25 protein-coding genes are annotated in these 24,546 nt (G+C 44.2%); 11 read left to right on the top strand and 14 right to left on the bottom strand.

The features are described from left to right. The first annotated feature begins 53 nt into the window (after window positions 1–53). Entirely contained in the window at window positions 54–500 is a 447-nt protein-coding gene (locus C9I98_RS10955; RefSeq protein WP_211318321.1) for a GtrA family protein, read from the top strand. Here C9I98_RS10955 and C9I98_RS10960 read toward each other — a convergent pair. Both C9I98_RS10960 and C9I98_RS10965 read right to left on the bottom strand, forming a co-directional pair. Further along, window positions 454–1,752: a sensor histidine kinase gene (locus C9I98_RS10960; RefSeq protein WP_036818307.1), complete on the bottom strand. Its 1,299-nt coding sequence runs from the start codon at window positions 1,750–1,752 to the stop codon at window positions 454–456. The genes C9I98_RS10955 and C9I98_RS10960 overlap by 47 nt on opposite strands. Next, window positions 1,749–2,429 carry a response regulator transcription factor gene (locus C9I98_RS10965; RefSeq protein WP_036818305.1) on the bottom strand — a complete coding sequence of 227 codons (681 nt, stop codon included), beginning with the start codon at window positions 2,427–2,429 and terminating at the stop codon, window positions 1,749–1,751. Before C9I98_RS10965 ends, C9I98_RS10960 begins: the two co-directional genes overlap by 4 nt. Before the next feature lie 135 nt (window positions 2,430–2,564). Here C9I98_RS10965 and C9I98_RS10970 point away from each other — a divergent pair, with 135 nt between their 5' ends. The 3 genes from C9I98_RS10970 (at window position 2,565) to C9I98_RS10980 (ending at window position 5,435) form a co-directional block, all read left to right on the top strand. Continuing rightward, on the top strand, window positions 2,565–3,623 hold the full coding sequence (locus C9I98_RS10970) for a glycosyltransferase family 2 protein (protein ID WP_081878863.1): 1,059 nt from the start codon (window positions 2,565–2,567) through the stop codon (window positions 3,621–3,623). Then, window positions 3,620–5,059: an ArnT family glycosyltransferase gene (locus tag C9I98_RS10975; RefSeq protein WP_107271961.1), complete on the top strand. Its 1,440-nt coding sequence runs from the start codon at window positions 3,620–3,622 to the stop codon at window positions 5,057–5,059. Before C9I98_RS10970 ends, C9I98_RS10975 begins: the two co-directional genes overlap by 4 nt. Window positions 5,060–5,183: 124 nt before the next feature. Beyond that, window positions 5,184–5,435, top strand: coding sequence for a hypothetical protein (locus tag C9I98_RS10980; RefSeq protein ID WP_036824493.1), 252 nt, complete (start codon window positions 5,184–5,186; stop codon window positions 5,433–5,435). A gap of 82 nt (window positions 5,436–5,517) precedes the next feature. On the opposite strand, the gene C9I98_RS10985 is transcribed toward C9I98_RS10980, so the two are convergent. The 5 genes from C9I98_RS10985 to C9I98_RS11005 form a co-directional block, all read right to left on the bottom strand. Continuing rightward, window positions 5,518–6,063: a carboxymuconolactone decarboxylase family protein gene (locus C9I98_RS10985; protein ID WP_036824494.1), complete on the bottom strand. Its 546-nt coding sequence runs from the start codon at window positions 6,061–6,063 to the stop codon at window positions 5,518–5,520. A gap of 14 nt (window positions 6,064–6,077) precedes the next feature. Then, on the bottom strand, window positions 6,078–7,898 hold the full coding sequence (locus C9I98_RS10990; protein ID WP_107271962.1) for a thiamine pyrophosphate-binding protein: 1,821 nt from the start codon (window positions 7,896–7,898) through the stop codon (window positions 6,078–6,080). A gap of 20 nt (window positions 7,899–7,918) precedes the next feature. After that, entirely contained in the window at window positions 7,919–9,370 is a 1,452-nt protein-coding gene (locus tag C9I98_RS10995) for a Dyp-type peroxidase (protein ID WP_107271963.1), read from the bottom strand. Between the two features lie 130 nt (window positions 9,371–9,500). After that, window positions 9,501–10,067 (bottom strand): carboxymuconolactone decarboxylase family protein, encoded by a 567-nt coding sequence (locus C9I98_RS11000; protein ID WP_158262679.1) that lies wholly within the window; start codon window positions 10,065–10,067, stop codon window positions 9,501–9,503. Between the two features lie 5 nt (window positions 10,068–10,072). After that, complete coding sequence (locus tag C9I98_RS11005) at window positions 10,073–11,863, bottom strand: flavin monoamine oxidase family protein (RefSeq protein ID WP_036821788.1); 1,791 nt, start codon at window positions 11,861–11,863, stop codon at window positions 10,073–10,075. Between the two features lie 344 nt (window positions 11,864–12,207). Between C9I98_RS11005 and C9I98_RS11010 the strand changes: the two genes are divergently transcribed. After that, entirely contained in the window at window positions 12,208–12,624 is a 417-nt protein-coding gene (locus C9I98_RS11010) for a VOC family protein (RefSeq protein WP_245907135.1), read from the top strand. Between the two features lie 120 nt (window positions 12,625–12,744). Here C9I98_RS11010 and C9I98_RS26645 read toward each other — a convergent pair whose 3' ends face one another. Both C9I98_RS26645 and C9I98_RS11015 read right to left on the bottom strand, forming a co-directional pair. Continuing rightward, window positions 12,745–12,915: a hypothetical protein gene (locus C9I98_RS26645; RefSeq protein WP_170111215.1), complete on the bottom strand. Its 171-nt coding sequence runs from the start codon at window positions 12,913–12,915 to the stop codon at window positions 12,745–12,747. Window positions 12,916–13,174: 259 nt separating this feature from the next. Then, a complete protein-coding gene (locus tag C9I98_RS11015) occupies window positions 13,175–13,486 on the bottom strand; it encodes a DUF3081 family protein (protein ID WP_036821794.1) in 312 nt (103 codons plus the stop codon). Between the two features lie 221 nt (window positions 13,487–13,707). Between C9I98_RS11015 and C9I98_RS11020 the strand changes: the two genes are divergently transcribed. Then, window positions 13,708–14,886, top strand: a complete 1,179-nt coding sequence (locus C9I98_RS11020; protein ID WP_107271964.1) for an amino acid aminotransferase — start codon at window positions 13,708–13,710, stop codon at window positions 14,884–14,886. A 23-nt stretch (window positions 14,887–14,909) separates the two neighbouring features. On the opposite strand, the gene C9I98_RS11025 is transcribed toward C9I98_RS11020, so the two are convergent. The 5 genes from C9I98_RS11025 to C9I98_RS11045 all read right to left on the bottom strand — a co-directional run bounded on the left by C9I98_RS11025 (window position 14,910) and on the right by C9I98_RS11045 (window position 19,748). Next, window positions 14,910–16,667 carry an ATP-binding protein gene (locus C9I98_RS11025; RefSeq protein ID WP_245907136.1) on the bottom strand — a complete coding sequence of 586 codons (1,758 nt, stop codon included), beginning with the start codon at window positions 16,665–16,667 and terminating at the stop codon, window positions 14,910–14,912. A gap of 2 nt (window positions 16,668–16,669) precedes the next feature. Continuing rightward, window positions 16,670–17,209: a heme NO-binding domain-containing protein gene (locus C9I98_RS11030; protein WP_107271966.1), complete on the bottom strand. Its 540-nt coding sequence runs from the start codon at window positions 17,207–17,209 to the stop codon at window positions 16,670–16,672. A 260-nt stretch (window positions 17,210–17,469) separates the two neighbouring features. After that, window positions 17,470–17,961, bottom strand: coding sequence for a hypothetical protein (locus C9I98_RS11035; protein WP_245907137.1), 492 nt, complete (start codon window positions 17,959–17,961; stop codon window positions 17,470–17,472). Window positions 17,962–18,051: 90 nt separating this feature from the next. Continuing rightward, on the bottom strand, window positions 18,052–18,780 hold the full coding sequence (locus tag C9I98_RS11040) for a nitroreductase family protein (RefSeq protein WP_107271973.1): 729 nt from the start codon (window positions 18,778–18,780) through the stop codon (window positions 18,052–18,054). Between the two features lie 119 nt (window positions 18,781–18,899). Continuing rightward, window positions 18,900–19,748: a lipase family protein gene (locus C9I98_RS11045; protein ID WP_036818875.1), complete on the bottom strand. Its 849-nt coding sequence runs from the start codon at window positions 19,746–19,748 to the stop codon at window positions 18,900–18,902. Window positions 19,749–20,046: 298 nt separating this feature from the next. Between C9I98_RS11045 and C9I98_RS11050 the strand changes: the two genes are divergently transcribed. The 5 genes from C9I98_RS11050 to C9I98_RS11070 all read left to right on the top strand — a co-directional run bounded on the left by C9I98_RS11050 (window position 20,047) and on the right by C9I98_RS11070 (window position 24,373). Continuing rightward, the gene (locus C9I98_RS11050) at window positions 20,047–20,757 is read left to right on the top strand and encodes a hypothetical protein (RefSeq protein ID WP_036818872.1); all 711 of its coding nucleotides are present in this window, start codon (window positions 20,047–20,049) and stop codon (window positions 20,755–20,757) included. A gap of 164 nt (window positions 20,758–20,921) precedes the next feature. Then, window positions 20,922–21,419 carry an acyl-CoA thioesterase gene (locus C9I98_RS11055; protein WP_036818877.1) on the top strand — a complete coding sequence of 166 codons (498 nt, stop codon included), beginning with the start codon at window positions 20,922–20,924 and terminating at the stop codon, window positions 21,417–21,419. Between the two features lie 131 nt (window positions 21,420–21,550). Next, window positions 21,551–22,189, top strand: a complete 639-nt coding sequence (locus C9I98_RS11060; protein WP_036818870.1) for an SDR family oxidoreductase — start codon at window positions 21,551–21,553, stop codon at window positions 22,187–22,189. Window positions 22,190–22,348: 159 nt separating this feature from the next. Then, the gene (locus C9I98_RS11065; RefSeq protein WP_107271967.1) at window positions 22,349–23,473 is read left to right on the top strand and encodes an acyl-CoA desaturase; all 1,125 of its coding nucleotides are present in this window, start codon (window positions 22,349–22,351) and stop codon (window positions 23,471–23,473) included. Between the two features lie 279 nt (window positions 23,474–23,752). Then, window positions 23,753–24,373: a heme-binding beta-barrel domain-containing protein gene (locus C9I98_RS11070; RefSeq protein ID WP_036829174.1), complete on the top strand. Its 621-nt coding sequence runs from the start codon at window positions 23,753–23,755 to the stop codon at window positions 24,371–24,373. Window positions 24,374–24,546: the final 173 nt, after the last annotated feature.

The raw sequence follows: 24,546 nt of genomic DNA on the forward strand, positions 1-24,546 counted from the left end.
TTTACTTGCCACGTTTTAAATTGGTAATACGTATACTTTTATGGAAAATTGACTTGAATTTCCAACGCTTAATGATGTTTTCACTGGTTGGTGGCAGTGGGTTTGTTGTTGATCTTGCGGCAATGTATTGTTTATCTACCTTGGTGTCGTTTGAAGTTGCCAGAGCTTTGGCTTTTTGGGTGGCTGCATCATCAAACTGGTGGGTTAATCGGACCTTTACATATCGGAACTTTACAGACAATGGTGCTGAGCATGATGGCCTCATAAGGCAATGGATACGATTTTTGTGCTCTGCTGTTATAGGCTTTATACCTAACTATTTGGTTTACTGGGGGTTAATCACTGCCTTTCCGCCAGAGTGGTGGGCGCTTAGTAGTGAAAGGCCACTATTTGGAGCAATGTGGCCTTATATTGCAATGGTACCGGGTGTGTTATGCGGTATGTTGGTGAATTTTACTTTGTCTGAGCGTTGGGTTTTTCGTCATCAAGCAGCGAAATAGTCGCGGTGCAGCCACCGTACTCATTGTCACTATGGCTTAAAGTCCAATGGTATTTACGACAAATATCGTTGGCGATGAGTAGGCCAAGGCCAAACCCTTCTACGCCTCTTGGCTTGCTACCTAGCCCAATACCTGTATCAATCACCTCAATTTTTGAGTTGGATACGGTTACCGTCACGCTTCCTTCTTCTGTACAAGCAAAGGCATTTTTAATCAGGTTTCCTAACAGGATCTTGAACGTTGTTTCCGGAGCTTTGATATAAGTGGGTTCACTCAGTTCTATATGCCACTTTACGTCTTTGCCTTTGATAAGGGCATCATGGCTTGCGATGGTGCTTTCAAGTTCCTCTCGGGTGATTTCTCTTGGTGCCAAAGTGTGGTTGCTTTCCTCCCGGGTGAGTGAAAGTAACGCTGTAACGAAGTCGTTCATATCATTACTTGATTGAAGCAGGCGCTGGCGTTGCTTTTCAATAAAAGCCGGATCGTTAGATTGGCCCAGTAAAGAGACAGCCCCTTTCATCACCATTAAGGGGGTTCTCAGCTCATGGCTAGCATAGCGATTGAAAGCCCGCTCACGCTCGAGTAGTTCTTGTATTCGTTCTGCATAGAGATTAAAGCTATACACAAGCTGTACTAATTCCCGAGATACAATACCGCTTGGCAAGGTGATTGGTGTTAAGTCCGAAGACTTACGTTGATCAAGCTCACTCGCTAATTTGGATAAGGGATGGGTGAGTCGTTCAGAAATTCGAGAAACAACAAAAAAACTGAGAAATAAAAGGAAGACAGTAATGAGTAATTGCTTTTTTTCATTGTTGAAAACTTGCTCTTCACTTAACTCATACAAGTCATCGTAATATAGAAAATAGACTACTTCCTCTTTGCCCCTTATAGAAATAGGGCTGCGCATGATGAAGTATTCTGTGCTTTCGTTGTCAGCATCGTGTAGTTCTACGGCTTTATCGTAAGGTAGGTTATTTGGCACATTTACGTGTGACGGTAGTGCTTCTTTTCCGATATATGCATGGGTAAAGGGGGATGTTCCTATGTCCATTCTTTTACTGTCTTCAAATACGACAGCAGCAACTTCTTTTGCGTGCCTTAGCCTGTTGTTGGCATTGATATGCTCAAAGTCTTCCAATGTTGATTCAATAAGAGAAACATGAATCGTGATAATTGCAAAGGCAACAATAGAGAAATAGGTGAAAGTCAGTTGTTTGGCACTTTTCACCTTCTTTAGTTGTTCTTTCACTGGTCATCCTCTTGGCATAATTGGTAGCCGACCTTGGGCACTGTCTTTATATAGGCATGCTTGAAAGGTTTATCTATTTGGTGTCTTAGTTGATAGATATGACTACGTAGCACATTGCCTTCAGGCTCATCATCCCCCCACAAAGCTGAAATAATTTCATCTTTGCTTACCACTTTGGGCGCACGTAGCATTAATAGCTTTAAAATAGTGAAAAGGGTTGGGTTGAGTGAGAATGTACAATGTCCTCGCTCAACGACATGTTGATTCAGGTCGAGCTTCAAGTCACCAAACTCTAAGGTGTTGGTCGCTGTTACACCGCTGTGGCGGCGGGTGAGGGCTTGAATTCTTGCTTCCAATATTTCTAGGTCGAACGGTTTAACCAGGTAATCATCTGCACCTTGGGCGAAACCAGTCAGTGTATCTTCCCGGGTATCACGGGCTGTCAGCATAAGAATAGGGGTTTCGATACCTTGCTCTCGCAGTTTATTGCAAACAGCGTACCCATCAAGCTTGGGAAGCATTATATCGAGAATGATTAAATCATAATGGTTTTGGCTGCCCAGTTCTAAGCCATGTAAGCCATTGCTGGCGTGGTCGAGAGTGTGGCCCTTTAGCTCAAAGTAATCAAAGATAACGCCTGCAATATCTTGATGATCTTCAACCAATAATAACTTCATGTTGCTGTAACCCGAGAAATAATGCCAGCCAATATAATGGCACAATTTAGCGTGAAAAAAATGTCAACGACCTTTTTATGACATCCAGCTGGGTAGTCTTGTTTGCAAGCATTAAATATTGCATCGAGGCCGATTATGTCTTCCATTACTTTATTGTCACAGCGCAGGGATGCCCATTCTAAGTCGCTGCAGCAAGATCGCTTTCATCACCGTCAGTATTCGAGCTTTACTGATAAACCATTCATTTCGGTCATTGTGCCGATGTATAACGAAGAAGCTGTGATTGAAATCTGTCATGAGCGCCTTTGCCGGGTTCTCGATGAGCTAGAGCAAGTATGCGAGATTGTTTATGTTGACGACGGGAGCAAAGACGCTTCGTGGGAATTAGCCCAGCAATTTACTAGTTCCATTCACCGTGTAAGAAGCATTCGACTTAGCCGTAATTTTGGTAAAGAGGCTGCAATGAGTGCAGGTTTACAGGCTGCTGAAGGCCAGGCCATTATTTTGCTTGATGCCGACTTACAAGACCCTCCTGAATTAATTCCTGAAATGGTTGCGCAATGGCAAGCCGGCTTTGATGTTGTGGATATGAAGCGGAAGCAGCGTCATGGCGAGGGCTGGTTCAAGCGTTTCACTGCAGCCACATTCTATAAGTTAATGAATCAACTTAGTGAGATGCCAATACCTGAAAATGTGGGCGACTTTCGCTTAATTGATCGCCGTGTGGTGGATGAAATCAATAAGCTACCGGAGCGTACACGTTTTATGAAAGGCCTGCTAGCGTGGCCAGGGTTTCACCGAACGACTCTCATGTTTGATAGGGATCCTCGCTTGGCTGGGGAAACGAAGTGGAATTATACCAAGCTATGTCATCTTGCTTTTGAAGGGATCACCTCTTTCAGCACTCGTCCATTGAGGCTTGCAACCGGAGCTGGCTTACTTACCTCGGCAATTGCCATGGTACTGGCTGCAGTTGTGTTGACCAAGACATTGATTTGGGGCGACCCAGTAGCTGGCTATCCATCAACTATCTTGGTGGTGCTGATATTGGGTGGAATCCAATTGCTATCGATTGGCCTTATGGGGGAATACGTAGGGAGGTTATTCATTGAATCGAAGCAACGCCCATTGTTTGTCGTTATGGACGACAAGGTAAAAACTGAACAAGATACCAAAGAGGAAGTACAAGCATGATGCGGAGTAACCGTAAATTATCTTTAACCCAGATAGCTATCCTGATGGTGTTTGGCTCGGTTATTGTTCGATTGCTGACATTGGGTATGTATCCGTTAATGGATACAACAGAAGCTCGCTACGGTGAAATGGCGCGGATCATGTTCGAAACGGGCAATTGGATCACACCAATGTTTGACTATGATGTGCCATTTTGGGGCAAGCCACCATTGTTTACTTGGTTGAGCGCAGCCGGTTTTGAAATGATGGGCGTCAATGAGTTTGCGGCACGAGTTCCTCACCTTGTCATTGGCTGTTTAGCTCTGGTGTTAACATGGCTACTTGCTGCAAAGTACCGGAGTAAGAATGAAGCTTGGCTTGCAACCGCCATTGTCGCTTCTACTGCTGCATTTATTGTCATCTCAGGGGCAGTAATGACTGATACCGCTCTGACCTTGGGTATAACACTCAGCATGGTGAGCTTTTGGTTGAGCTGGCAGCAGAAATCACCAGTGTGGGGCTACCTATTTTTCGCCGGATTGGCTATTGGTATGTTAGCAAAAGGGCCACTTACCTTGGTTCTGGTAGGCATAAGCCTAGTGATGTGGTTATTGCCTGAGCAACGCTGGAAGCGTATTCCTTCATGCCTGCCATGGAAAGGTGGAATTGCACTATTTCTAGCCATTAGTTTGCCTTGGTATTTATTGGCAGAGTCAAAAACGCCAGGTTTTCTGAATTACTTCATTATTGGCGAGCACATAAAGCGATTTGTTGTGAGTGGTTGGGAAGGTGATTTATATGGGAGTGCACATGATGAAGTTCGGGGCACCATTTGGCTATTCTGGTTCCTTGCTGCATTGCCTTGGGCGCCGGTATTGATTTACCAAGTAGGGCGCTTATTTAAGAAAGGTGAAGAAGGGGTTCAAACCACTAATGGGTATACCTGCTATTTGTGGTGTTGGATGATATCGCCAATGCTGTTATTTACACTGGCTGGCAATATCTTACCTAGTTATGTCATGCCAGGTTTACCCGCATTAGGTTTGTTAATTGCAGCCTATCATACGCAGAACAACCTATCAGAGAAGGTATTTAAAGTCGGCTTTATTACCCCTGCATTGTTGGTAGTGGTAGCATTATTGTTGCAGTTTAATTTAACGGGCAAAGAAGTTGAAAAAGGCTTACTGGCGCAATGGGAAACACAAGCAGAAAAGGCGAGCAGCGAATTGGTCTACATTCGTAAAAGACCATTTTCCGCGCAATTTTATTCTAGCGGAGAAGCGAAGTTCCTTTCTGAGTCTTTGGTTGAAGCATTAAAAGATCAAACAAAGCCTACTTTCTATGTGATTGAAAAGAAACACATAAACAAAGGCTTTATGTGGAATAAAAAACGGTGCGAGCTGCGAGCTGAGTCAAAGCGTCGTCAACTGGTTTTATGTCAGGGAAGTGCTAGTTAATAGGTTAAGCCAAAATTGTGAACGTGGTCATTGGTTGTTTTTTGAACTGTGACCCGTTAAACAAAGCCCCCGAAAGATATGTGTGAATATGACTTCAGTTGATTAAAAATCATTGGAGGCTGTTATGTATAGAGATTTACTCGGTATACCGACAGAGCACAAATTTATTCGCACAGATATGAAGTGGGATATTGGTAAGAAAATAGACATTGATACCTTTTGGTATGATGAAAAAGACCCTGGGGGCAACATCATCGCCAAGTATGTAGTGAAGGTCACCAAGTTTATCTATCCACCGAAAAAGTCAGAAATTAGCTATCAAAAGTTTACGCCAGATAGCTTATCTATGCTTTCAAGTGGGGAGTTAGCTCATTAGCTATAAAGCTCAATAGCATCGTTTAAGCAGGATAAGCTGAACACTTATCCTGCTTTTTCTTTAGGTTGTAGAAAGTAAATGATTAAAAAGGCGGTGCACCGTCTTCTGGCAGCGGAACATCAAACGAGAAAATAACCGTTGAGATCATTCGGTACATTCCACACGCCATGGTCAGATCCAATAATCCTTTAACACCTAACTCGCTAATCACAGCCTCTTGAGTTGTCGACGATATGCTGCGATGGTGGACAACATCTTCAGCGACTTGCCAAGTCAGTAAATAGAGCGGTTTCATGTCTGCGGTGGCTATATCTCCTGAGAGTACTTGTTCTATAACCGCCTGTGGTAGGCCTGCACGTTCAGCTGGTGCTAGGTGTTTTTCCCATACAAATGGAGCGCCTAGCGCTCTAGCTGTTGCCAAAATCCCTAGCTCACGAATATCATCGGCTAACTCACTTTGGTAACGAACATAGGTACCCAGCTCACCAATATGTTGGGCCAATACAGGGTGGTTCATTAAGGTTCTGTACATCCCTGACAGGCCGTCACGCGGACCGATTAGGGTGTCGTATATTTCTTTGCCTTGTTGATCGAGATCCTCTCTCTCAACCAGTGGAAGTGCAGCCATGGTTTATTCCTTTTTTAAGATTGATCTTCAGCCCAATTAGGGTGCTCATTGGCTGTACGCCATGGGTTGATAGGTGTTGGGTATTTAGGGTCGCACCGTGCATCAATGACAAAAGGCCCTTTGGCTGCAAGTGCACGATCAAATGCTGCAGCAAGTTTACTTGGATCTTCAACGACCTCGCCATCACCACCTAGCGACTTGGAGAAATCAGCCCAGTTATGCCTGTTTAATGAGGTGAGCTGTTTTGCGATTGGGGTCTTTGCGCGTAAGTAGACATTGCCTAGTGCACTGTTGTTAATTACGACGACAATAAGCGGGATATTGTTACGTGCGGCTGACTGTATTTCTATTCCATTCATCAACATACAGCCGTCGCCAGTAATAACGACGCTTGTTTTATGTGGTTGGGCAACTTTGGCGCCTATACCTGCGGGAATAGCCCAGCCCATCGGGGCCAAGGCGGTTGCTGTTAGGTATTCCCTTGGGGCTTGGCTTTGCCAGTAGTGACCAGCAAAAGCACGATGCGCGCCGGAGTCTCCGATGATCATGGTTTCTTTTGGCATTAGCTGCTGAAGTTCATGGATGACTCGGGCTGGATGCATGGGGATAGCATTACTTAGGGTATTTTCGCTATCGTAAAAACGCGATCTATCTTTTATGGTGCCGAGCCATGCTTGCCGTGCTGAGACAGTTTCGGAAACTGGCTTCAACTCTTCACTTTGTTCATCCGCTAACAACCACTCAAGCAAGGTTTTTATATCGCTGTTGATGGCATAATCAATGGGGTAGTTCTTAGAAAAAGCCGAGATGTTAACATCGGCTTGATAGATACCGTTCTCGGGCTTGAGGTGTTCATCCCAACGCATGGTATCCCGTTGATTCAAACTTGAACCTAAGACGATAAGCACATGGTTATCTGCAATACCTTGGTTGGGGCAGTTCGGGTTGGACTTATCACTATTGAGTAGTGCCAACGTTGAGTGCTGAGTTCCCGCATAACCAAATACACCGAGGGACAATGGATGATCTTCCGGGAAGACACCTTTGGCTTTTAGGGTTGTTGCCACTGGGATATGGTATTTTTCCGCAAAGGCGAGTAGGGCGTCGCTTGCTTCCGACCTGACAGCACCGCTACCCGCAAGGATCGTGATATTCGTCTGATTTGACAGGCAGCTGGTTACCATACCTTTTATTAGTTTGCTCGCCGCGCTTAAGTCTATCGCCCTTGGACTGATGTTTTCGCATTGGATGCATTTGTGCAGAGACGGTGTGTACTGGATGGACTCAGTTTGTATTTGCTTAGGAAAGCTTAAGCTAACCGGCCGTTGATCCCGTCCGAGCATTTTGCGCATTGCGGTATCGAGCATATGCGGTACCATTTGTGATTGCGGAATTTCCAGCGCCAGTTCGGTAACTTGGCTTAAAAAGCCAATATCATTGAGTCCGGCTGCACTGGCATCTTGGAATCCACCGCGGCCATCCCATTCGGTTGGGACTTCCCCCGCGAGGGTTAGGATCGGTGAACCATCCGCGTAGGCTGCTGCTAGTGGGCCCACCATGTTAGCTATACCTGGCCCGCCTATCCCCATGCATACGCCAAACTTACCACTCGCCCTCGCATAACCATCGGCCATGTAGGCTGCGCCAGCTTCGTTGGCAGCAACAATCGCTTTTACGTCTTTGTCTGTCGTACCGAATTCATCAAGAAAAGGGTCTACCACACCACCTGGGACCATAAAGATATGATCTACCCCTTGTTTGTGTATGGTATCGAGTACATAGCGAGCTGTACTTGTTTCAACTGTCTGTTCATTACTTTGTTCTGGCTTTTCCATTGGAATACCTATTGAAAAGATTAAGCTGAAAGAGAGCGTAGGAACTGTAGGCTAGGCATAAAGAAGTACTCTCCGCCTAATGTCTTCACAAAACCTGAAAAGCTAAAGTCAACCTGCTCTGCGTTAGGGCTGCCCCAGCTTGTTGGCCATTTTTGTGCCGCTGGTGGTTGCCCTTTCTTAGCTTGCCCAACGAGGGGATCCATGCCCGTGCCTTGGCGAACAAATCCCTCGTTGTTACACCAGGTGTTTTGCATAAAAATAAACTGATCAACAATGTCTGCTTGTAGGCTGATAAAGAGTAATCCAGCGTCTGTCCATTCTTTATTTGGGGCTAGGTCAGTTGAACCAAAGCTGATGCCGCGTCTGACTATTCGTCGGCTTCGCTCGATGGTGGGTGGGGAGTTAAACTGACGTACCGTGTCACCGCGTGGGTTAGTTTTACGGGCATGGGAGTGGAAAGGGCATTTCAATCCATCAGCGTCATCGTCGTAGTTAAAGTTGTTGAATAGGTTACTCCAGCCATCGTTACCTTGCTCAGAGATCGGCGTACCATCTTTGAATCGTCCAACGCATAAAGCTCCGGCATATTCAGCGTCAACGTTGGTTGGGCTATTCTCCGAAAGGGTGTTCGCTAATATATCCAATCGGTCCCAAAAACCTTTGATATTTTGTTGCAGTTTTCGGTAAACAACATAGGTACCAAAGCTGTCAGCATTACCGCCTGGATCCGGTACCATGACCGTATTGAGTGGTGCGCTGGGGTCATTTCGTGAATAGCCACCATTTTTAAATTCTTCATTTAATTCAGAGAATAAGAACTTAGGGTTGCTGACGCCATCAACGAAGCCAAAGTGCTCGATAACCTGCTGCTTATCGTTACGCATTACATGGCCTTTCTGCACGAAAACGACCTCGGCAACCCCAGCCATGGATGCTTGTAGCTTCTGAACCTCTTGCTCGAGTTGCTGTTCAGCTTGCGCGCTGTCGATTCCACCAAGCGCAAGCAATACCATGCCATCAATTTGACGAAGAAAACCGTTTTCCCATTGCTCTAGGTCATCGTTCAATGGGTTGGCCGTAGGGTTATGATCGCCGCGAGGTAAGGTATCAAAAGGTGTGGTTAGATCTTTCATGCCGGCTTGAAATGCTTTGTCGCTAGGCCATTTCTCCTGTTCAATCCCTAATTGCTTATAGCCATGGCAACTCAACATCAGATTAGTGAAAAGGTGTATTTCATTCTTTTCCTTAAACCGCTGTTGTTGGTTTTGTTGCTCCAACGTTGAAGTCACCTGATTGCTGATCTGAGCAAGCCATTGACGATTCGCGGTTGAATCACCAACAAAAGAAAAGAAGACATGGCGTGAATGATCTCTACCATGGCCTTTTAGGATATTGCCCTGTAGTTGACTAAATGCTTGTTGAAAATTGGGGTCATCAATTTCGATGTTGGTTTGGTTTAAATTGGCTGACATTGTTCATCTCCTGCTATCCGTGAGTCGATGTATTTGAATGAGTCGGGGTAATCTGGCTAGATAAGGGGGTGACCACCCATGTGGCCAACGCCTTATTCTTTCCAATCGACAAATGAAGTGTGCGCTAGCGCTATAGTGATGGCTCTTGAAGGTGCGGCATTCCTTCAGGTGCACCAAGTTCAAACACATTAAGCTGGCAAGCAACCATGCAGTAATAGCCCGTTAAAGCGGCGATCTCGGTAATTTCCTGGGTATTGAATGCTTGCTTTAGCGCTTGGTAAACGCTGTTTTTTACGCGTTTGTTATTCACAACTTCACGTACAAAAGTGATTAGCATTGCTTCCTGTTCGCTCACCTCTGGTTCAGAGTGAATAGGGCGACGGTATTTGATGACATCGACTACTTGAGGTGAAATGCCAGCCTCAATTGCAAAACCTTCATGGAAAGCCCATTCGAACTGGCAGTAGTTCTCACTCAACGTTGTTAAGATGACAAGCTCTTTTACGATCGGCGGTAGTATTGAGTCAAAGCGTAAATAGCCACCAAGATCTGCGGTGAGCCTTGCTACTGGTGGGCTATTGAGTTGTAGAGCAAAAATACCAATCACATTGCCACGACTCTCTTTAATGTGTTCGAAAGTTTCAGCAGCATCGGGTTCAAGATCTGTATTTTGGTCCAAGTATGGAATTCGAGTCATCGTCATTATCCGTGCTTAAGTGTCGGTAGGGAGTTTTCATTTACAACAAGTGCGGCGTTAACGGCCGATTCAATAGCGCCTTCAATCCATGCGTGCTTCAGTGATGCATGCTCGCCGGCAAAGTGAAGTACAGGGCGGCCTGTTTGCTTACATGGCCACTCAGAGCTGATGATTGATTTATGAAGCAATTCAAGCTGCCCAGGGTAGAAAATGGCGGCTTCACCGAAAGCGTATGGGTTGTTCATCCAGCTGATAGTGGCAGCACCAACGATATTGTCTTGGTTGTCTTTGTATTTTTCAGGGTTGAAGACACAAAGGTCGCGGATGCGCTGGTGGGCTTTTTCACGGGTTTCATAATCATCACCCGGGTTATGTTTGGCATGGGTAATCGCCACATTCTCTAGTGCGTAGCAAAAGCGCTCATACTCAGACATTGAGTCCCATTTACGGGCATCATCCGCCCATGAGTAACTGGCTAGCATGACACCGCCCTTGCCTGAGCCCATACGCTCGCTTGGGTAATACATGAACCGATTTGGCAAATCGGTCACTGAACCACCACCGTATATGTCATTTTCGGTTTCCCAGAAGCGTTCTCGGAACTCAAGCAACACCTTGGTTGCGGCATCATAGTGCAACTCGCGCACTGCTTTTCGTTTGTTTTGTGATAGCTCTGGCCAGACATGGACCATTCTAAAGCTTGGGAAGGGGATAGTAACAATGGCTTCGTCCCAACTGCGCTGGGCCAGCAGTTTAGAGACTGCTTGGTCTCGATCGTTATATTGTCCAGATTCGGAAGAAACCTTGGTGTTGATCTTCACCTGACCGGTTTGTTCACATCGGTATAAGTCAACTAAGGTCTGATTTAGGAAAGTGACATCCGATAAGCCTTCTTTCTCGTAATAAGCTTGGCTAAATTTATCGGTACCGCCTTTAATGAGCCAGAAAGGGGTTTCAGGTGTAATGATGGCAAGCTCGATAAAGCTCTGAATGAAAGAATATGACATGCGTGATTCTAAGTTTTCGAGCACGCCAATCATTTCAATCGCATTCTCAGACAGGTCTGGATTCTGCTCTTTCAAGAAACGGCGCATTGAGTATTCACCGTATTTCTCAATGATACGTGGCCAGGCCGTTTTGGGGTCTTCTTCTACCTGACGGCGAAGCTCGCCTATGGCGGATTCAAGTAATTGGCTTGCTTGCGTGTTCTCATTACTTTCAAGGTGATAATTCAGTAGTCGATTGACGTCTGAAGTATCTTCATAAGCCCGACGAGAAACATGGCGGTGATTGACATGTAGGAAGTTGTTACCTGTTGCCTTTAACGTTTGTAAATCGACATTCCCGTTGTCGTCGATTGTTGGGTTATCGATAAAAGAGGAAGTTGCATCTTCCTTAGAGACTGTCTTGTTTAAAAACAGTTGTTTCTCTACACCCGTGTATTCGATGAGAAACTGAACAAGTTTGTGCATATCCGGAATACGCATTGCACCCGCTTCACCTGTTAGGTTGTCATCTTCAAAGTAACGTTTTTTATCACTGTTTCGGAAGGTTTTAATTCGGCCACCAACGCGATCGTCAGCTTCAATAATGGTGACTTTATGCCCTGATTTTCTGAGTAAGGCGGCTGAAACCATACCTGCAATACCACAGCCTACAATCAGGATGTTTTTCTTTTCGCTTTCACTGTCGGGTAGCCCCAATTCAAGATAGGAGCGGTAGGCTTGGCTGATTTCGTCTTGGTCAAAGGGGAGTAAACCGTGAAGTTTGTTATCAAGGGGAGTGACAGTAGACATATGCATTCCTTGTATCGTCAATGAGCGAGCTTGAGGTTTATCTGTTTTTACCGCTAATGAGCTATAGCAGTCAGACATCCAGTCATTGAGAACTTAGAAGAATTGACGTTTTGAACAAGGCTTATGAGCTAAATTGCACATTAGTTCCACATTCAGAACTACATGGGTTCCAAAAAATGCGCGTAACAATGAAACATAATGCTTAAAGATTGAACCTATTCCCAAGCTAGTTACTATTTAATGCTTCCATCACTGTGATTGATATCAAAGAATGTGCAAGGCAGATTATGAGCTTGGTTGAGTAAAACTGCTAACAAGCATAAGATACTGAATGTAGAAATTAAATGGAGTTTGATTTAGTTATGATACCTACAGATTCAACATTACGCGTTGTCAGACCGACAGATAATTTAAATCAAATTGCGGTTATGTACAGCAAAGCATTAGGCTTTGAGATGCTTAAGCAGTTTAAGGATCATGAAGGCTTTGATGGTGTAGTGTTAGGGCATCAAAAGCACGCATACCACCTTGAGTTTATCCACCAAATTGGTACAACGGTTGGCAAAGCGCCATCCCCGGAGCATTTACTTGTTTTTTATGTCGATTGTAGCCAGATGTGGGAGCGAGCGTGCCGCAAAATGATTGATGCTGGTTTTGTGGTGGTAGAGTCAAATAATCCATACTGGGAGACAGTCGGTAAGACGTTTGAAGATATTGACGGTTACCGTGTTGTTCTTCAAAACCGCGATTGGGATTTATAACACTTATCACCTCAACAACGTACTAAGCTCAAGAGTGATCTTGAGCTTTTTTGCGTAACAGTAAATCAACTCGGCATTAGATAGCCTTCTGCATTAGCTGTATGCAGGCATTGGGTTGAATTAGTGTTTCTTATCGGCGACAGATTGGTAAGCGGATTTAAACATCAGCGTAAAACCATCTTGTGTTAAATCGCTAGCCGACATTTCTGCTGCATTAAGGCGACGGTAGCACTCATCTAGTGCCTCAATTAGCATATCGACATCTTTTACTTTTAATTGTTGTGTCATCATAAGACTTACTTCCAAAGATAGACAGTTATGTCATACAAGCAATATATAACAATCAACATGAATGAATTCTGAATGAAATATTGTTCGTGGTGATGCTTTGCTTGTTGCTTAAAGGCTAAAAATTATTGGCAGTATTGATGTCAGGTTTATGTAAAAGAAAGGGTGCGAATTGCCTTAAGTTTGCCCTTATGCCGGCGGTTCGCCGGCAATAATGACGCTGTTGCTTTAATTATGAGATGTTAGTTCCACTACGGTGTTTTTAGTATTTTTTATCAAGTTCATGCAGCTTGTGAATGAACGCTTGAATTTGTTGTTCGTTGTTATTGTGGAACTCAGTCGTTGTTTGATTGATGACGCTGTCTGGGTCTTCATTCATCGTATGGAAGTGGTAGGTATTATGGAAATTGATATCAAGGCTAACGTTGCCATCCGATAAGCTCACGCGGTAACCATCGTGATCCTCAATACACTGTATATCTTCCAGCTGGTTACCCATCTCGATGGCTTGTCCTTGGGTTTTCACTTTTTCATAGACATTCAGCAGGGTGCGGACATCAACACTGTTTTTCATTGTGACCTCCAATAGTACAGATACTAACGAGTACACTATAAATTTAGGTGCTGGGGCAGGGGTTGCCAAAAGAGTTGAACGAAGTATTGTTCTAGATCAAATGCATTTTGTCACAGAACGAAAAAACAATGTTCGCAATAACTTGTTATTTCCTGATGACGTATCGTAAATGACATGGTAGGTTGATGATATAGATCACTTAGTTAAACGGAATTATTCGAATGTTCAAGCAGCTAGCTGAAGCACAACTTGATCCAATCTTGTCTTTGTCTATCGCTTACCGTGAAGATGAGCGTGAGCAAAAAATGGATCTGGGGATTGGCGTTTACCGTAATAGCCAAGGCGAAACCCCAATTATGAATGCGGTGCAGCTTGCTCAACAGCAAGTTATGAGCACGCAAAAAACCAAAGCTTATGTTGGTTTAGCTGGAAATGAACAGTTTAACCAATCAATGATGGACTTGCTTCTATCTGGTACCTCAGCACATCAGCGATCTGCGGCTGTCCAAACGCCGGGTGCAAGCGGTGCGTTGCGTATGTTAGCTGACCTAATGTATCTCGCTGAGCCTGAAACAACGGTATGGATTTCTAACCCAAGCTATGTCAACCACAAGCCTGTAATGGAAGCGGCGGGTCTTAAAGTACGTTACTACCCATACTTTGATCCTGCTACCAAGCAAGTAGACAGCGCGGCGATGCTTGCAGCGTTGTCGAAAGCAGGCCCCAAAGATGTCGTTCTGCTTCACGGCTGTTGCCATAATCCGACGGGTGCTGATATTTCTTTTGCTGATTGGCAGGCAATTACTGAACTGGCCAATAAAAATGGCTTTATGCCATTTGTCGATATTGCTTACCAAGGCTTTGGTGACGGGCTTGAACAAGATGCCGCTGGATTACAGTTTATGGCTGATAATACTGAAGAGATGGTTATTGCAACGTCTTGTTCGAAGAACTTTGGCCTTTATCGTGAACGGACCGGCGCAGCCATTATTGTGAGCGATAGCTTGAAAGAAGCGCAAAAGGCAAAAGGTCGCATTCTTAACCTGGCTCGTTCGACTTACACTATGCCGCCTGATCATGGTGCTGCAATTGTTGCGACAATCCTAAACGATGATGCACTAACAGCTAACTGGAAACAGGAGTTGGCGCAGATGAACGGTCGCTTATTGAACCTTCGCTCTGGTTTAGTGAGTGCGGTTCAGGCCCAAGGTTCACAGGCATTTAACTTCATTGAGCAGCATAAAGGTATGTTCTCGGTCACGGGTTTGAGCCCTGAACAAATTGGCCGTCTACGCGATGAGTTTGCTATTTATGCTGTTGGCGATGGCCGAATCAATATTGCGGGCTTACAAGAGCAGCAGATCGATCATTTGGCCAAGGCATTGATCACCGTATCGTAACGGCGCGGGATGTTTGTGCCGTTTCAAGCGGGTAAAGCTTGTGTATTCGATGGGGAGGCCTTTGGGGCTCCCCATTTTTCCAGCGCTTCCCTCAATTCTTCAGCTTGATAGGGTTTGCAGAGAATATCGTCCATACCTGCATCATAACAATCTTCTCTTTCGGCCGTGGTTGTCCCTGCAGTAAGCGCAAGAATTGGACGAGAATAGCCTGACTTTCTTAACTGCTCCGTTGCGGTATAACCGTCCATAATGGGCATACGGCAATCCATAAGCACCACATCAAAGTTTTCGTGCTTAAGGCGTTCAACGGCATCTTTACCGTTGTCACAAATTTCAGGCTTGATGCCGAATTTACTCAGCATGAGCTGAATGATCATTTGGTTGGTTTTAAGATCTTCTACCACTAGTATCTTTAATGAATCAATCGCTTGGTTATGGCTGTGCTTGGTATTATTACCATTCTCGATTTGGGTATGCTTATCCAAAGGCAGGCTGACACTGAAAGTGGAACCACAATCTTCAACGCTATCGACCTCAATGTTGCCTTTCATTTGTTGGGTGAGCTTTTTACAAATCGCCAAGCCTAAACCGGTTCCTTCGTGATTCCGCTGACTGGAATTATCAACCTGGGTAAATGGGTCAAAGAGCGTGGCTTGTTTATCTTTGGGTATCCCGCAACCTGAGTCGGTAACGGAAAAAAACAATTGCTCGCCTCGCCAATCAAAAGTGACGTTGACACTGCCTTGCGCCGTAAACTTCATCGCGTTGCCAATCAAGTTAACGAAAATTTGTTTTATACGGTCGGCATCGCCAACTAACCAATTGGGTAAGGTCTCTGAGCAAAGGATATTGAATTGCAGTTGTTTTTCGTTGGCTCGGTGCTGAAAGATGTCACTGAGCATGTTTGCTAGGCCATGGCAGTCAAAGGGTTTTTCATTGAGTTCTAGCATGCCTGCATTGATTTTGCTGTAGTCGAGTAGGTCGTTGATAATGGCACGTAATAGTTCCCCTGAGTGGTCTAGGGTATTGAGTAGCCTTCTTTGATGATCATCTAACTCAGTATCGGCCATTAGCTCTGCAGTGCCTAGTAGTCCATTTAATGGGGTGCGGAGTTCATGATTTATCATGGCGAGGAAGTCGCGTGTGGCTTTCTCTGAGGCTTCCGCTTGCTTGCGAGCATTGATAGCTTCAACTAACTTCAGCTGTCTATCGATTGAAGAGAGGATCATTTCACTAAATAAATGAATGTGTTTTTGAATGGTGAGTAATCCATGGCCGCTGGCTTTTAACCGTGCAGAAAAGAAACCGGTGACGTTGTCACCTGTGTTGAGCGAGATCCAAAGAATCCCTTCATTTTCATCCCAAATGTGCTTTTGCTGATCTAACTCTGCCGGGCATTGCCACTCCTGTTGGCGGCCTGAAGTATACTCGGTGTTGATTGATGGATCAGGAACACAATGAATGGCAACCCCGCATGCCCTTACCGCAATACTATCGACTAAAGAGTCAGCCAGCTCTTTTATCAGCTTTTCTGTTGGAGGGTGGATGAGGAACTTGCGACCAAACTCAAGCAACATGTTTTCCATTTTTGCCTGATAGGCGAGCAATTCTGAGTCACTTTCCGCTTGGGCTTTGACTTTCTCCAAACTTTGTTCAATGAGCTTTTTGGCATCAAATAGCTCAAGGCTTTTAACTTCAAGCAGTCGCTCAGCATTACGACGTGCCGATTTCTCACGCGCAATTTTCTTCTCAAGCAAGGCGATGAGTTTGTCTTGTCCCATAATTACTCCGTTACTAACTGGATATCAAAGCGGACATGGCTTTTGCTTGGGTTTAGTGCCTCCATATTGATGGTAACTTGTTGATCGAAGTGGTTCGCACAACCTTTAATAAGCCCCATGCAAACATGCGACATACAACGGGCTGATTTATAATCCATTAACATGGTTGATTCTGACTGTGAGATAAAATCGAATTTTGGCGGGGTGGCGTCGGGGTAGAGCTTTTTCACTTCGGTGTGAATATGCTCTTCTACTTTTCGAATGAACGAGAAAGTATTGTGTTGCTCGCCGGGAACGCCTGGTAAGCTTTCTAGCAAGCGAGTAAACACCGCTTCACCGTAAACCTCTTGAAGCTGTTCTGCCGATACGCCAGTGACTTTACTCAGTGTGATGATTAATTTGACTAGGTCACGGTGGTCATAACTACCCACAGCGGTATAACTACCTTCATCTAGGGCATCGTCAAGCATGGTTTGGCAAACCTCAAGCCCAAATGACGACTCGACAATATCAAGAAATTCCGTAAAAATGATTCCTTTCATTTTATTCCCCACTCAGTTTGTCAGTTTACTCAAGCAGTCGTTATTAACATGCTAAAGACATTATCTATTTCTAATAATTACTAGCATGAACATGCTGTTTCATATAAGTATGGTCAGGGAATAAATATAGGTCAAAACTATGTATAAATGAGTGAGCTACGAATGGAAAAGCGACAATGGAATGAGATAAAAAAACGCCAGCATGGTATAGCTGGCATTTTTAATTGAACTTGAGTAATGGCTTCGCTTAATTTATTGACTTAGCTTTCAACTAAGATGTCGCCTGCTTGGCAACGCTCAGCTAAGTGCGCTGTCATTTCATCAATCAGTGCCTGCTGGTTTGGCAGTGGTAGGGCATGAACATCGGTAATCAAGTCACCTTGAACCGAGTCACTGTAGATCATACCGCAGGCAGCTGGCTTACCTTTGAAGAACCCAACAAAGAGTTGTGCCGGTGATGAAGGCTCAAACATAATTTGAGTGAGGTATTCAATCAGTGCTTCCTTCTCACTCTCATTTTCCCATTTGCTCGCAAGCACCAAAGCGTAACGAATGGTGAGAGGGTGACAGTCCACTGGGTAGAGTGACAGGTTGTTGGTTTGAGCTGATAATGTCGGCAGAGGTTGGTGACTAAGTTGCTGAAGGTATGATTGATACAGTGACAACCCTTTTTCACTCAAAGGTGTTGGGTATTCCGCATCTGTGATGTGGCTTGCCATCCACTTATTTTTTAACTCTATGAGCTGTTCCATCTGTAACCGCATAACCATTCTGACTTTTGATGTAACCAACCATACCTTAAATCGTACCATTAAGGTATGGCGTAAGGGGTAAATGCCTAATTAATGACTAAATATTACCTCGTCATTAGCGACTCGATGGCGATCACTATAGATACCGTCTTCTGCTTGTTTACCGCAACTGATGATCATGGTAATTTCGGCGCCTTTGGGTAAGCCAAGAAGCTGTTTCGCTCGTTTCGAGTCAAAGCCCTCCATTGGGCAGGTATCATAACCTTCAGCACGCATTGCCGTCATAAATGTCATTGCAGCAAGTGAACTGCTTTTATGCAAGCATACACGCACGTCACTGCGGCTGACTTCTCTTACCATCGGCTTTTTCAAACCCATGAAAAAACTTAGTACTTTGCGTGCTGCCCCAAAGATCCCAAAGCGATCGTTGTTATAAACAAACGGGATGAGTTTTTCATAGTATTTTAGCGCGCGTTTTGCTGTTGCATCTTCTCGACCTGAAAAGGCTGAGCGGATCTGGGCGGCATTAAGTTCAGCGCGAGATTGCCACTTATACGGCGTAACCACAAAAGCAACCAATTCATTGGCGGTTTTTGCAGCGTTTTGTCCCATGCAGTATTGGGCTAGGGTTTGTCGTTTATCATCACTAACAACCCGGTGAAATTCCCACAGCTGCATATTGGAGCTGTTCGGAGACAGGGTCGCAAGTTCAAGTGAGCGGGTTACAGCGTCGTGGTCAAAAGGGGTGTCTTGATCGTACTTGCGGACAGAGCGTCGTGAGTGGATAAGTTGTTCGAAGGTTTTTTGATTATCAGACATCATTTTTACAGCTAGCAAGATGAATTTAATCCACTATACCATTAGGTGATTAATCCATACTACATAGTGAGCCTTTATAACCCGATCTGGATACTTTCGAGTTGTTGTGATTGGGCAGATTAGTGCTTGTCAAAAAAGTCCTTGTTGCGAATATATTTGTTCATGTAGTGGTAGGAAATTGGACGTAATACCCAACTGAGTATTGAACGTGATAGGCGTTTTAACGTTGGGATATCTTCGTATATTTTTCCGTCATGCAGCCATAGCATTTTGCCCACATGCCAAAACATAAGCGGAATAGGGGGAAGGAAAGTCACAATATCAAGATCGCAACAGATACGATAAGTGCGTTGATGAAGCGGGTAGCGCTCTTTGAAATTCCAAAAACCGGTGGCCGGTTGGCCAAAGGTCACAATGCGTTTTATTGAATCTGGTTGGTGCTGAAAAAGGCGATGAGCAACTAATACCGCCATCGCGCCACCGGATGAATGGCCTGTAAGGGAGATTTTCTTTCCAGACTGAATTAGCGGCAATAATACGCTTTCGATTTGTTGGTATATGGTGTGGGTAGGGCTTTGGTTATGCCTATCCATTGATTGTGCTAGTTCGACTTGAATGGCTTCATTGATTGAAGGATGAGGTTGGATATTGGGATGTTTGCTGCGTTGGTCCAGTAAGTAGTTATAGCCCCAGTGCACATGGCTGTACCCGTCACCACAGGGGATCTTCTGAGGGATCAAAGCGAGATTCAGTAACCAGTCCCACAGGCTTTGTGACCCTTTGAAAACAACCACGACTTCTTTACTTTCTCCCCACAGAATACGAATAATGGTACGTCCCCAACGATCGGTAATTTCATGGCGCCCTTGCTTGCTGAATCCATATAGCGTGTGATTAAAAGTGGGTGGATAGGCGAGATTGCACAAAATCGCATACCTTTCATACTGATAGCGCTTTAAAGGTTTCATTATATAACTTAATCACCGTTGAAATGGGCTTACTGAATAATAGCGCGCCAATGAAAGAAACATAACGTAATAATAGCTAGGAATACGTTATAGCCGCTGCGTATATCAGAAATATTACTGTGGTGAAATTGTCATCAAGATAACCATAATTTGTCATTGAAAATGCTTAATATAGATATAATCGCATCAGGTTCAAAGTTTCTGAAATTCAATGCGTTTTTCTCTGATTTTTGGTCTATGAAGGGATAGGCATTCTTTTTATTTTTCATTTTTGAAATACATGGCAAGGAAATACATGATGGAATATGATTTTCGTAACCACCCCTTTGTTCAGTTTGCCCAAGTTGATCAGTACCAAGAGTGGGTAAAGCAGTTTCAAAGCGCAATGCTTGCGGGTAAAGCCGTTGAAGGTATGGCGATTAACCAAGCCAAGCAAGCGCTTGATCAAAGTTATGAGCGTACTCTGGCCATGCTAGAGAACCTGGATAAACAACACTTTCCTGAAAAAGAACAAAGTGAACGACTTTGTTTCCCGTTTGACGTGATGGATAAGTTTTTGCGTGATACCGCAGAGCATTGGTCAATCATGACGGGGCAACCTTCCTCTAAAGCCAATGAGCAACACAATGAACAAGAAAAGCAAATAGAAGCACTAAAAGTTGCTGAGCTAGCGTTGAAGAAAGAAATAAATGCGTTAGCTAGCCAGCTGGCTGATGAAGAGAAAGCACGTATTGATGCTTCTGCACAGGCGGAGAAGTCACATAAGGCAAAATTAGCGGCTCAGCGACAAACCCGAAAAGTGAAGGGGGAGCTAGAGTTGGCAACCAACCTTTCGCAGCAATTAGAGCAACAAGTTTCTCAATATAAGTTGGATTTGACGAACAGCCAAACTGAAAATGCGGCACTGAATGACGCTAACCAACAGCTAAGCAAGAAGTTAGTCGAGCTTGAACAACAGTTAGTGATTGCAAGCAAAGCAGAAAAGCAAGGGCAGCAAGAAGGGGCATAAATAACTGAAAAGCTGTCGATGAGAAGCGCCGTTAGGCGCTTTTTTTATGACACTTGTGGGCAGGTATAAAAGTAAGTGATTATTGTTGCGAATATGTTATGTTTTAATGGCGGTGACGATAAATTTGATTATATAAAACAATGGAATGAGCAGTGGGGTTGAACATGGGAAGTAAACAAAGATCAGTGACATTACGTTTTCTAGCAGAGCCTGGGGATGTGAACTTTGGCGGAAAAGTTCACGGCGGCGCAGTGATGAAATGGATCGATTTAGCAGCTTATGCCTGTTCGGCGGGCTGGAGTGGCAAGTACTGCATCACGGCTTATGCTGGTGGTATTCGTTTTGTTCAACCGATTCATGTCGGCAACTTAGTTGAAGTGAGTGCGAAGGTTATTTATACCGGCAGGTCATCGATGCACATTGCTATTGATGTTCAGGCAAGTGATCCAAAAGAGTTGGAAAACCGACTTACCACTCATTGTATTGTGATTATGGTGGCTGTTGATGAAGACGGCAAACCGACAGAAGTCCCAGAGTGGGTGCCAGTGACTGAGGAAGACATTGAGCTTAAAGAATCAGCTATCCGCCTGATGAACATGAGAAAGCAAATCGGTGAAGAGATGGAAGCACATGTGAAAGGAATTAAAGCCAGCACGGATTAGCGCATAAATTGAACGAGTGATTTTTGATGGGAGATTCTTTCTGATCAAGATCAAAACGTTGGCAAATGCTTAAATCTCAACGCAAATGATATGTATAATCATTTGCGTTGATTTGTTTTGTGGTAAGTAAAATGAAAACATTATTATTGTTTGGCGCTAGTCGTGGGTTAGGTTTTAGCATTGCAAAGTATTATCGCAATGAGGGCTTTAATGTTATTGCAATGGCAAGAAGTGAAGAAGCAATCCAATCACTTGAATCGATTGGCGTGCAGGCTTTCCAAGGTGATGCGTTAAATAAGTCTGACATAGAGCAGGTATTGTCGCATGCACCTAAAGATGCAATGGTTATTTCGACTATGGGAAGCTTCCAAGCTGCTCAACCTGTAGATTATGTTGGGCATCGTTACCTTATTGACTTGCTAGAGCAACTTAGCATTAAACGCTTCTTAATGGTGACGTCGCTGGGCTGTGGTGATAGCTGGGCAACGCTGCCAGAGCGAGCAAAAGTTGCTTTTGGCCAAGCCGTGCGTGAGAAAACGTTGGCTGAGGCTTGGCTGCAGACGAGCCAATTAGACTATACCATCCTGCGCCCTGGTGGGCTTAAAGATGGTGAGGTCACTGATACCGGTCGATTGATTCAAGGTGAAGAGGTTCATGGATTGATTACACGTGATGAAGTGGCAAGGCTGACCCTGGCTTTACTAGAGGAAAATACTTCGATCGGCCAGATTTATGCCTGTGTTGATCCTGAGCTAAAAATTAATCGCTAATCAGTAAGCTAAACATACCCTGTTGTTAGATCGTTTTTATAGCCACCTGAAATATCAGGTGGCTATTTTATTTGTAAAAAATCACTTTGTACGTTGACGCCAAACGTTTACCTGATTACTCTAGCTTACAGTTGTACGCTCAATTGTATAGGTTAAAGGATGACAACCAAGAAACCCCCAGTTATTTGGCTAAATGTTGCAATATTCACGTCCACATTCTTAGTAGCAGCCGTAGGCGCACCGCTATATGCATATTATGTAGGCTTTGATTGGTCGCAAGTTGTGATGCTGATAGTGGCTTTTTCATTTTGTGGCATGTCGATTACTGCAGGTTATCACCGCTTGTGGTCTCACAAAGCTTATGAAGCGAATGCAGTAATGCGATTTATTTTCGCCATTGGCGGGGCGTTTGCACTTCAAAATAGTATCCTGCACTGGTCGTCAGATCACCGTGTTCACCATCGTCATGTTGATAACAATGATAAAGATCCTTATTCAGCCAAGATGGGCTTTTTCTATAGCCATATAGGTTGGATGCTACGTGAGTATCAAGCAAGCCGTTATAGCGACTACTCAAACTGCCGTGACTTACAAAAAGACAAGATTGTGATGTGGCAGCATAAATATTATGCGCCGTTGGCAATTGCAACTAACTTTGGTATCCCACTCGTGTTTGGTTTGATCCATGGTGATGTTTGGGGAGCGTTGTTACTGGTTGGTGTGGTACGTTTGGTACTGAGTCATCACACGACTTTCTTTATTAACTCTTTAGCGCATGTGTGGGGTAGTCAGCCATACACTGATAAGAATACCGCACGGGATAATGGTGTTTTGGCTTTCTTAACCTTTGGCGAAGGTTACCATAACTACCATCATATCTTTGAGAATGATTACCGTAACGGCATTCGCTGGTGGCAATTTGATCCAACTAAGTGGCTAATCAAGTCTTGCGAGTTATGCGGGTTTGCCAAGAACCTGAAAACGTGCCCTGAAGATCGTATTGAAAAAGCACAAGCTAAGATGGTACTTAAGCGTATGCAAACCAAACTAGCCGATGTGCCAAACAGCCAAGCTCGACTTGAGCGACTTGAAGATGAGTACAATATGTTACTTGTTAAAATGTCAGATTATTATGCCGCACAAAAACGTATGCTTGAGTTGAAGAAGAAGCGCTTGTTGAAGCATTACGAGAGCTTCGAGTTTTTGCAGCAGTATAATGAAATGAAGCGCCTGCTAGATGAGCAAAGAAAAACGTGGAAAACACTCACCGCGCAATATGCTTAATTTGCTTTAATACTTATTAATGACGAAGCGAGGCTCTAGGGTCTCGCTTTTTTGTATTAATTCTCATTAATATTAACGAACTGCATTAATTCATGATTTTTATGATAAATTTTGTTAGATAAATGCACGTAAATGCTAAAAAACGATCAAATTCACGATTTAATTTATAGCTTAACTGATTAATTAAGATTATTGATTGTAATCAAGGTTATTAAGCCTGCCAAAAATTACGCTTCACATGCTCAAAAAATTAATAACAAGCAAAAAGGAAGTGTAGTAATGAAAAAATTAACCATGTTAGCCCTTGCCATTTCAATCTCAGCACCAGCTTTGGCCGATCACAATACCATCAATGGTGTTGATTACGGACCATTAGCGCAATTGGTTGGCTCTTGGGAGTCGACTGATACTGGTGGTGTTGATATGTCGCCGGCTCAAGAAGGTTCTGGGATGCCAGCAGGTAGCCCTGCAGTGACTCCTTTTTATGAGACGATGACTTTTGAAGTAGCGGCTGATGCTATTAATGCGAGTAAGCAGACGTTGGTTGCTCTTTATTACAAGCAGGAAGTATTCCGTAAGAAAGATGACACTAAGTTTCATGATCAGCGTGGCTATCTGATTTACGATGCGGAAAATCAGTTTATCTACAATTCATTTTGTGTACCTCGTACTACCTGTGTAACGGCTGAAAGTCCTGCAGGTAATGAGATGACCTTTGTGGCAGCAAGACGAGGCATCGCAGAATCGGACTTTATGAATGAGAATGCGTCTACAACATCATTCACTATGAACCTGAGTGTTGATGGTGATACATTAACTTATTCTCAGAGCACTGGGTTAGATATCTATGACCAACCTTTTGTACATACTGACTCAAGTGTTTTACAACGCGTAGAATAAAAACAAGCCATTATTCATTGAGCTTAATTAAGGAGGGGAAACCCTCCTTTTTTGTTTGCCCAGCAAAGCTGGCAAACCCGTCAGGTTGAAAGAAACCTGAATCGCCCCGACTAAGGGGAAGATAATCCGAATGGCAAGGGCGTTATTGGCCAACGGTAGGGTCTGAAGGAAGC

Source organism: Photobacterium sanctipauli, from assembly GCF_003026495.1.
In the GTDB taxonomy this organism is placed as follows: domain Bacteria; phylum Pseudomonadota; class Gammaproteobacteria; order Enterobacterales; family Vibrionaceae; genus Photobacterium; species Photobacterium sanctipauli.